The sequence below is a fragment of the Oligella ureolytica DSM 18253 genome, from assembly GCF_000373745.1.
Lineage (GTDB): Bacteria > Pseudomonadota > Gammaproteobacteria > Burkholderiales > Burkholderiaceae_B > Oligella > Oligella ureolytica.
In genome coordinates this window covers 1-9,281 of record NZ_KB892336.1, presented here as the reverse complement: position 1 = coordinate 9,281, position 9,281 = coordinate 1, and the positions used below count along the sequence as shown (strand labels likewise).

The following is a 9,281-nucleotide window of genomic DNA, read 5'->3' as shown; positions in this document are numbered from 1 at the left end:
ATAGCACACGCCGCTTCCATTTCTTGCCCAAACTCTGGATACTGTTTTATTGCAGTAAGGAAGTTATTATCCACCGCCGTCCCCGCCGACTGCGCACCCTGAGCAAGATTGGCATCTGCTCCGGTGGTAGCACCCACACCGGCACCCACTAAACTCGTGATGCTGGAGATGGTCGCTTTTTCATCGGCGTTTAAATCGGCTGCTGCTTTACCGTAGAGGTAATGGGCAAGCACAGGGGCCGCGGCTTCTGCGCTGATGGCAGCCCCTGCGGCACTGAGAGCATTGTTACCCCCGTCGCTGCCACCGCTGCGGCGAGTAGGCCATGCGCGATTAAATGCTCGGTACTGCCTTCCCTATCGCTTGATTTAAAGTACTGCCCTATCTCTTTAGCAACACTCGGGCTAAGGGTGGCGGTCGCCATCCCTAGCGCGCTGTCGGTCGGTGCGCTTAAGCCAGCAGCAATCGTGCTAAGCAGTAAGGCCCCGTTATCCAGTTGTTGGCGTTTCGCGTCATACTCCGCTTGGCTGATACGGCCGGCTTCATAGTCGGTTTTTAGGCGATCAGCCGCTTGATTTAATTCCGCCTTGGCGCTTTGCACGTTTTGACTAAAGGCCTGTGACACCTCACGTTGGGTATCGAGTTCCTTTTGTAGGGCGNCCGCATCAAAGCGGTTCTCTAAGGCACCGCTTAAAGCCTCAGCGTTCTCGGTGGTCGTGGCGGTCAAGACACGCTCCGCCATCGCCTCGGCACTAAGCCCCGTGAGAAGGGTCTGTTTGGCCTCGTCCGTAATGAGGATGTTTTTCGTGTTAATGCCGCTGTAGGTCGTACTACCTTGGCTCTCGCTCTCCTGCCCAAAGCCTATACTGCCACTGGCTTCCATAGAGGCAAGGCCGCTTTTATCCGACGTGCTTTGGCGTTGGTTCAAGACACCGTCACCCGATCCGATACTATTAAAACCGCCGCTAGCACCCAGGCCGATACTACAGCAGAGATATTCCAGTAAAATTATTTTTTTAGTACTAAATTTATCAAAAATCTATATTTCCATACTAATTTTTGAAAATCTAAATATGAATAACCTATCAATTCTACAACATTTTTTTAGGGTAATTATAAGAGTCTGGAATTTGATAACTCTCTGGAATATCAGGAAAACTAGTACTATCAGCCCACAATACTCCTTCTATCTCATCTCTTAAAAAATCGAAAAAAACAAAAAGACGCTGTAAAACTCCACAAGATTTTTGTAAGAAAAATTTAGAGTTAATAATTCTATTATGTATAAAATCGCAATAAAAAAACTCTAAATTTTTACCTAATTCATTTATATTCTCAACTAAAAACTGATTTAAATCACCTTGATATTCTAAAGGGTATATTTTATCAAATATCTTTGTTTCTTCAAACAGAATCAATTTATGCATTATAGATTTAAATATATTTAAATCTACATCTAAATTTATTCCTTCCTTTTCAAACTTATTCTGATATTTTTGAGAGATAGGCATTCGTGTACTCTCTAAGTCGAAATGACTTTCAGATAATGACTCTAATAATAAATCCAGATCTTCATGAAGAGCATAAAACAAACTTGATATTTGCATCATGCTTCCACGCAAATAAATCATAAAAGCCTTAACAGCTACCCTGTCTTCTCTAACAATTGCTTCGTTAAGGCAGTTTAACTTAACGTTTAATTGCTCAAATAACTCTATAGCCTCAACGTTAATATCAATATTGAAGTTAGTATGAAAATTTTTATCGTCAAACTTTATTCTCTTCAAATCAAGAAAAAGTTTAATTATTTGCTTGATTTTTTCCAGATCTACAAATACTTTAATCATTTGAGTTTTCTACCCTTAGCCTTATTTGTTTTATCCACATTAACACTTCCATCCATGTTCAAGACATATTGAAAACCTCCCCTAGAATCGAACACTTCAATATGATTCTTATGCTGACCATCTAAATAATACAAATTACCTTTTTTAATATTATTACCCATATTATCATCAGCCCGATATACACTCTGACCTTGCACTATCTTACTAGTTTTTGTGGAATTGGCTTCTAATTGCTTCCCAAAACCTGACTGGCTAAAGAACTCCTTCATATTCCCAACTGCACCCTCATTGGCTTGATACGGCTCGCGAGACTTAGCCTTAACCGCCCTGCCGACAGAGTTCATAGCATACCCTGCTAATAAGGCATTTTCTAAACTTAATCCATAGCGCTCTTGTAATTCAAGAGCAAAGTTCTCCGAAAGAATAACCCCTTCAGCATCTCGCTGTACGATATATAACGCCATTAAATCGTAAGCCATTTTTATTGGAATATCTTGGCTTAAGGCATTCTCTAGCGCTTGTTTAACTAACAATGAGTCTGTAATTATGAACCCATGGTCCTGAGCACACTGTTCTGGGTTATTAGCGCAGTCACTAATCAATTGCTCTTGCTGTGAAATACTCAGTTGTTCGTATTTCTCAATAATCGGATTGCAATTTGCTTTTGTCTCGCAAGAATTAATTTCCTCAACCCAATCATTAATTTGCTTGACAGTAAGGTAGTTATTATCCACCGCCGTCCCCGCCGACTGTGCGCCTTGGGCAAGATTGGCATCTACTCCGTTGATACCACCCACACCGGCACCCACTAAGCCCGTGATGCTGGAGATGGTGGCTTTTTCATCGGCGTTAAGCTCAGTGGCTTCTTTACCGTAGAGGTAATGGGCTAATGCTGGGGCCGCGGCTTCCGCACTCATCGCGGCACCTGCGGCACTGAGGGCATTGTTACCCCCCGTCGCTGCCACCGCGGCGGCGAGTAGGCCATGCGCGATTAAATGCTCGGTACTACCTTCCCTGTCGCTTGATTTAAAGTACTGCCCTATCTCTTTAGCAACNCTNGGGCTNAGGGTNGCGGTCGCGATCCCTAGCGTGCTATTGGTCGGTGCACTTAAACCCGCAGCAATGGTACTGAGGAGTAGCGCTCCGTTATCCAGTTGTTGGCGTTTNGCNTCATACTCCGCTTGGCTGATACGNCCNGCNTCGTAGTCGGNNNTNAGACGATCGGCCGCTCGGTTTAATTCCGCCTTGGCGCTTTGCACGTTTTGGCTAAAGGCTTGTGACACCTCACGTTGGGTATCGAGTTCCTTTTGTAGGGCCACCGCATCAAAGCGATTTTCTAGCGCACCACTTAAAGCCTCGGCATTCTCGGTCGTCGTCGCGGTCAAGACACGATCGGCCATCGCCTCGGCACTGAGTCCCGTGAGAAGCGTCTGCTTGGCAGCGTCCGTGATGAGGAGATTCTTCGTGTTAATGCCACTGTAGGTCGTGCTACCTTGGCTATCACTCACCTGCCCAAAGCCTACACTGCCACTGGCTTCAGTGGACGCAAGACCGTTTTTATCCGAGGTGCTTTGGCGTTGGTCAAAGAGTCCGTCACCCGATCCGCTGCTATTAACGCCACCACTCGCACCCAGACCTACACTGCTGCCCTTAAACTCCGCATGGTTAGTAACATCACTTGCACTTAGCGTACCCGTACTAAAGCGGTTATTGCCAGCGGCTTCCGCTGCGGCCGTGGAGGTGATAAGACCACCAATTAATTCCGTGTGCTCAGCCACCTCAATCTGATAACCACCATCGCCTGCATAAATACCGGTTTTTTAGTAAATTGTATATTTCGATTTGAATCAATAGAAACCTGTTTCTAACAAACCATCTTGTTTTGCAAACTGAATAAACTTCTCTATTGCCTCAGGTTCTCGCCCCATTACATCGTCAAGGAGTTTTTCTTGGATTAGTGGTGCATAGTACAAACCATTATATCGGTTGGGGAAAAATGTCCATTGACCTTTCAAAACACTATCTACAATCTCAACCTCTCTTGAATCATAAATCATTAACCAACCACCATTGTCTCTTGGTAAGCCTAAAAAATAAGTTACATACTCTATTTTACCTGCGCTACGAAATACCTCCCCCCAGTAAATACCAAAGACCTCTATATTTTCACCATCTTCTTTATCATTAATCTTCATCTATTTTCCTTTCGACAATTCAACTCTATCCATTATTTCTAATTATTCTTTTGATGGTTTCCTCACGACAATCTTCATGTCATAGGCTTTATCAGTATGCCTGTTGTATTGGTAATGAATCTCTATTTGTTTTCCATCTGTGAACTTGCGATTAACAGTCATCTTCTGGAAACCTGCACTTTCTGGAAACCGAGGGTCATTATTCATACCAATCAAACCCTTACCTTTACTTGGATTTGAAGCCACCTCCTTCCAAAAAAGTTGCTCTCTCAAATCACTAAGTATTATCGATTGATTTACGTTGGCCGTTGAAATTTTTTTCGCATTAGAAACAGCTTTCAACACATTTGCATCGGTAACGCCTGCTTTAACCAACAGGGCCGTGTCCGTTAGAGCTGGCTCATAACCTATCCCTTTGGAGCCCGTACCAGCCACCGGTCTAAGGACTAAAGAATTAGGTGTTTTAAAACCCATCGACAGGGCTTCTTTAGCAAAGACAGGGGCCACCATCAGCGTACCACCCATCACTTGCATTGACCCATCCACTAACTGACCATCTGCAATAGCCGCTGAACCCAGTCCAATACTGTAGCCTCCTGCAGCAGCCGACACGCCCCTCACCACCGCGCCCACAGGACCCGTCATAAAATAAAGTGCAGGCTCTGCTGCTTTGGCAAGCTTCATGTCCATCGACTCATACACACCGACTTGTTGAAGAGCTTTGCTATAGAGTTCACTAACGTATGAATCCTCTACCTTGCCATCAGCAATGGGCATATCAAGAATACGTAGGGCAAGTTCCGGATCACCTCCTGATACCTGCTCCAATATCAAGCCTAAGGTCTGTGTTTCCTGAGGACTCAAGGATGAACTATCTGCTTGGTAGCGGGCAAGTAAGTTGTCCGCATAGGCATCTTTTTCAACTAAATCAATGAACTCGCGTGCTTCCTCTAGGGTGAGATCTCGTTGACCGAGACCAAGTACTCCCTTTTCAAGGGATTTATCCACTAACTCTTGACGTCGTTGATATTCTAACGGTGACAGCCAGTTATTATCCACCGCCGTCCCCGCTGACTGCGCACCTTGCGCAAGATTAGAATCTACTCCAGTAATACCACCCACTCCTGCACCCACTAAGCCCGTGATGCTGGAGATGGTGGCTTTTTCATCGGCGTTAAGATCGGCTGCTGCTTTACCGTAGAGGTAGTCCGCCAGGATCGGCGCGGCAGCTTCGGCACTCATCGCGACACCTGCAGCGCTGAGGGCATTGTTGCCCCTGTCATAGCTTTAGTCTAATTCATCATCCTCTATCTCACTCCAATAAGGGAGAGAGGCTCTACCTAAAAAGAAAAGCACAATTGTCCCAATTAATATAAAAACAAATCGTTCATAAAATAGAGCAAATATACCTGCAGCGATTGAATTAATTAAATACAATTCAATAAAAATCAATAAAAAAGTTAGGATATTCAAGCCATAAACTAACGATTCTGTTTGTCGTAATTTCAGCAATTTAGAAAACCAAAATGCCAACCTACTATTAAGATAAACAAAAAGGTGGCTAATACCTGAAATTCCAAGAGACCACCCATTAGGCAACTTTTCACGAAATTTAATCATCATTACTCCGTAAAAGACTCGGCCAATCTGATTTTTGAATAAGAATCGCGTCATCCAAGCCTAACCACTTAGAAAAAGCACTACTAACTCCATCGCCTAAGAAATGATTCGTAATTTTTCCTTTATAATCTAAATAGTACTTACCTGCCCCTTTTACTCCGGAAGTATCTATGATTTTGATAGCCGATCTGTCTATCAAAACACCAACAGATAAATCATAAACAAGATTGGATAGCTTGTAGTCCTCATTAAGAAACGAAGAAGTACCAATTCCTCCCGCAACTGATTCTAATGAGGCCAACCCATACACTTTCAACCCACTACCTAATGAAGGAATCATCGTTATTACGCTCGGTGCAGCAGCCGCCGTTAGAGCGCCTGCTCCAAGCGCTGCCGAGGGAGCAACCATCCAGACTACTACCCCATCAGATACACCACTTTCATAACCAGCACCTGTCATATAATCAGTTAACTCACTTTGTAATTCCTCTGGCGTAATATCAGGGTTTTCTTTTAACTTAGCATCTACTAGAGAAGCTGCACCCGGCCCCCACTGATTAACACCAAATACCCCTCGGTAATCCGACATCCAATTATTATCCACCGCCGTCCCCGCCGACTGCGCGCCTTGCGCAATACTCGAGTCCGAACCTGAACTTGCACCCACACCGGCACCCACTAAGCCCGTGATGCTGGAGATGGTGGCTTTTTCATCGGCGTTAAGCTCAGTGGCTTCTTTACCGTAGAGGTAGTCTGCTAGGATCGGCGCGGCAGCTTCCGCACTCATCGCCACCGTCAGCCCACTTTGCTTATCGACTCGACGATAATGTTCGCTATAGGGTTGCTCGCCCGCTGTGATCTCAAGCGCCTGCCCCGTGATCAGCACATGTCCTTCTGGCGATGACACCGTGCTCGCTTCTTGGCTGTATTGACGACCCGCTTCAATTACCGTATCACCTGCCAAACTACCCACCAGCGTGCCGCGTAAGCGATTATCGCTACGCGCATGATCAATCTCCGTCGATTGACTGCCAATGGTCACACCTATGCCGCCCGCCCCAAAGACCCCCGAGCGCTTGGTTTTTTCATGGTAGTCGGAAAAAGCATATTCCTCAGCCCCAGCCAAGGTAATATCACGCCCTGCCTGCAGATACGTCCCCTCATCAGAAATCACACCACTGCCCGTGATACGAATATCTTGGCCACTCTGCAGCAGCACCTCACGACCCGTGACCTCACTGGCAAGCGCCTGCTCGCGGTCTGTTATCCAATGCATCTCTTTGGACTTACTACCAAAAAGACTGCGGCTCTTGGTGACATGGCGTTCATCCAGTTGGCTGCTTAAGGTCCCCGCCCCAATCGCTATGTCCTGTTGCGCACGCAACTGCACAAGACCGTCATCACTGGTAATCCGTGCGGCGGTTAAACGCGCGTCATTACCTGCGTCTAAGATAATGTCGCCCACAGTCCAAATCTCGGTACCGACATCTTGCCAGCGCTGCTCTTTAATATAATGACTGGCACTGCCCACGCTGTCTTGACGATAACCCTCAGTAACGGTATCTAACTGCAAATCACCACCAGCACCCAGGTAAGTAAGGCCATCGCGACCGCTATGACTGACAAGCGCCCCGGTCAACCTCATGTCCTTGCCGGCCGAGAGGAGTAACTGCGCCCCATCACCGCTCACATGAATACTCGCTAAGCGATCAATGCCCTGACGCTCGCCACTAAAGTGACTGCCATTACTACCGGCCACATCCGCCTGCGTATGGTAGGTGATACTCTTGATGCGCTTAAATCAAAGCGCATCCTTATAAAGCTCTGCGTCTAATAAACCATCCTGTATAGCGAACTGAAGAAACTTCTTGATTGCATCAGGGTCTCTATCGATGACATCATCAAGCAGCCGCTCCTCAATCAATGGAGCATAATATATTCCATTATATCGGTTAGCAAAATATGTCCATTTACCTTTTAAAACACTATCGACTATTTCAACCTCTTTTGTGTCATAAACCCCCAAAGCGGCATCTTGCGGTCCATATATCGCATAAAAATAGGTAAATACCTCTTCCTCTTTCGTGCCTTCATTTCTCATTCCCCAATAAATACCAAAAACATCTAAAATCACTGTACGATAACGATTAGTATATTTAATCTTCATTTATTTTCCTTTGCTAATACCATTATTGATTGAAGCCCCTGGTTGTAATATTGAACGTTGTGGCGTTTTCATTTTTATATCATAGGCTTTATCGGTATGTTTATTGTATTGGTAATGGATTTCTATTACATTTCCATCTGGTAACTCATGTTTAACTGCCATTTTCTTAAAACCGGCACTTTCCAAGAATCGTGGATCATTGTTCATCCCCTCTAAACCTTTACCTTTACCTGGATTTATAACAACCTGTTTCCACAAGCTCTGCTCCCACAAATCCCTAGGCACAGTCGATTCAATACCCTTGGCCGTTGAAATACTTTTCGCATTAGAAACAGCTTTCAATACATTCGCATCGGTAACGCCCGCTTTAACTAAGAGGGCCGTGTCCGTTAGAGCTGGCTCATAACTTATCCCTTTGGAGCCCGTACCAGCCACTGGTCTAAGGACTAAAGAATTAGGTGTTTTAAAACCCATCGACAGGGCTTCTTTAGCAAAAACAGGGGCCACCATCAGCGTACCACCCATCACTTGCATTGACCCATCCACCAACTGACCATCTGCAATAGCCGCTGAACCCAGTCCAACACTGTAGCCTCCTGCAGCAGCCGACACGCCTCTCACCACCGCGCCCACAGGACCCGTCATAAAATAAAGTGCCGGTTCTGCTGCTTTAGCAAGCTTCATGTCCATCGACTCATACACACCGACTTGTTGAAGAGCTTTGCTATAGAGTTCACTAACGTATGAATCCTCTACCTTACCGTAACCAATGGGCGTATCAAGAATACGTAGGGCAAGTTCCGGATCACCTCCTGATACCTGCTCCAATATCAAGCCCAAGGTCTGTGTTTCCTGAGGACTCAAGGATGAACTATCTGCTTGGTAGCGGGCAAGTAAGTTGTCCGCATAGGCATCTTTTTCAACTAAATCAATGAACTCGCGTGCTTCCTCTAGGGTGAGATCTCGTTGACCGAGACCAAGTACTCCCTTTTCAAGGGATTTATCCACTAACTCTTGACGTCGTTGATATTCTAACGGTGACAGCCAGTTATTATCCACCGCCGCCCCCGCCGACTGTGCACCTTGTGCAAGATTAGCATCTGCTCCGGTGGTAGCGCCCACACCGGCACCCACTAAACTCGTGATGCTGGAGATGGTGGCTTTTTCTTCGGCGTTAAGATCAGTGGCTTCTTTACCGTAGAGGTAGTCTGCTAGGATCGGCGCGGCAGCTTCCGCGCTGACGGCTGCACCTGCGGCACTGAGAGCATTGTTACCCCCGGTAGCAGCCACCGCTGCGGCGAGTAGGCCATGCGCGATTAGATGCTCGGTACTGCCTTCCCTGTCGCTTGATTTAAAGTATTGCCCTATCTCTTTAGCAACACTCGGGCTAAGGGTGGCGGTCGCCATCCCTAGCGCGCTGTCGGTCGGTGCGCTTAAGCCAGCAGCAATCGTGCT

At 46.1% G+C, this 9,281-nt stretch carries 9 protein-coding genes; all 9 read right to left on the bottom strand.

Annotation, left to right across the window (positions count from 1 at the left end; translation table 11 throughout):
- The coding region (locus tag B092_RS15520; RefSeq protein WP_244870508.1) for a VENN motif pre-toxin domain-containing protein at positions 1-233 on the bottom strand (233 nt) is incomplete at its 3' end.
- A gap of 855 nt (positions 234-1,088) precedes the next feature.
- Positions 1,089-1,844 carry a hypothetical protein gene (locus B092_RS0111450; RefSeq protein WP_018575376.1) on the bottom strand — a complete coding sequence of 252 codons (756 nt, stop codon included), beginning with the start codon at positions 1,842-1,844 and terminating at the stop codon, positions 1,089-1,091.
- Entirely contained in the window at positions 1,841-2,761 is a 921-nt protein-coding gene (locus B092_RS16160; RefSeq protein WP_425311481.1) for a VENN motif pre-toxin domain-containing protein, read from the bottom strand. Before B092_RS16160 ends, B092_RS0111450 begins: the two co-directional genes overlap by 4 nt.
- 930 nt (positions 2,762-3,691) lie before the next feature.
- The gene (locus B092_RS0111440; RefSeq protein WP_018575374.1) at positions 3,692-4,039 is read right to left on the bottom strand and encodes a hypothetical protein; all 348 of its coding nucleotides are present in this window, start codon (positions 4,037-4,039) and stop codon (positions 3,692-3,694) included.
- 42 nt (positions 4,040-4,081) lie between these two features.
- The gene (locus B092_RS14790; protein WP_018575373.1) at positions 4,082-5,281 is read right to left on the bottom strand and encodes a VENN motif pre-toxin domain-containing protein; all 1,200 of its coding nucleotides are present in this window, start codon (positions 5,279-5,281) and stop codon (positions 4,082-4,084) included.
- 45 nt (positions 5,282-5,326) lie between these two features.
- Positions 5,327-5,659: a hypothetical protein gene (locus B092_RS0111430; RefSeq protein ID WP_018575372.1), complete on the bottom strand. Its 333-nt coding sequence runs from the start codon at positions 5,657-5,659 to the stop codon at positions 5,327-5,329.
- Positions 5,652-7,418 (bottom strand): VENN motif pre-toxin domain-containing protein, encoded by a 1,767-nt coding sequence (locus B092_RS0111425; protein WP_018575371.1) that lies wholly within the window; start codon positions 7,416-7,418, stop codon positions 5,652-5,654. The genes B092_RS0111430 and B092_RS0111425 overlap by 8 nt, the downstream gene beginning before the upstream one ends.
- Positions 7,419-7,460: 42 nt before the next feature.
- Positions 7,461-7,826, bottom strand: a complete 366-nt coding sequence (locus B092_RS0111420; protein WP_018575370.1) for a hypothetical protein — start codon at positions 7,824-7,826, stop codon at positions 7,461-7,463.
- Positions 7,827-9,281 (bottom strand): VENN motif pre-toxin domain-containing protein (locus B092_RS14345; RefSeq protein ID WP_244870507.1); only part of this gene is annotated, 1,455 nt, incomplete at its 5' end. It abuts the gene before it with no gap.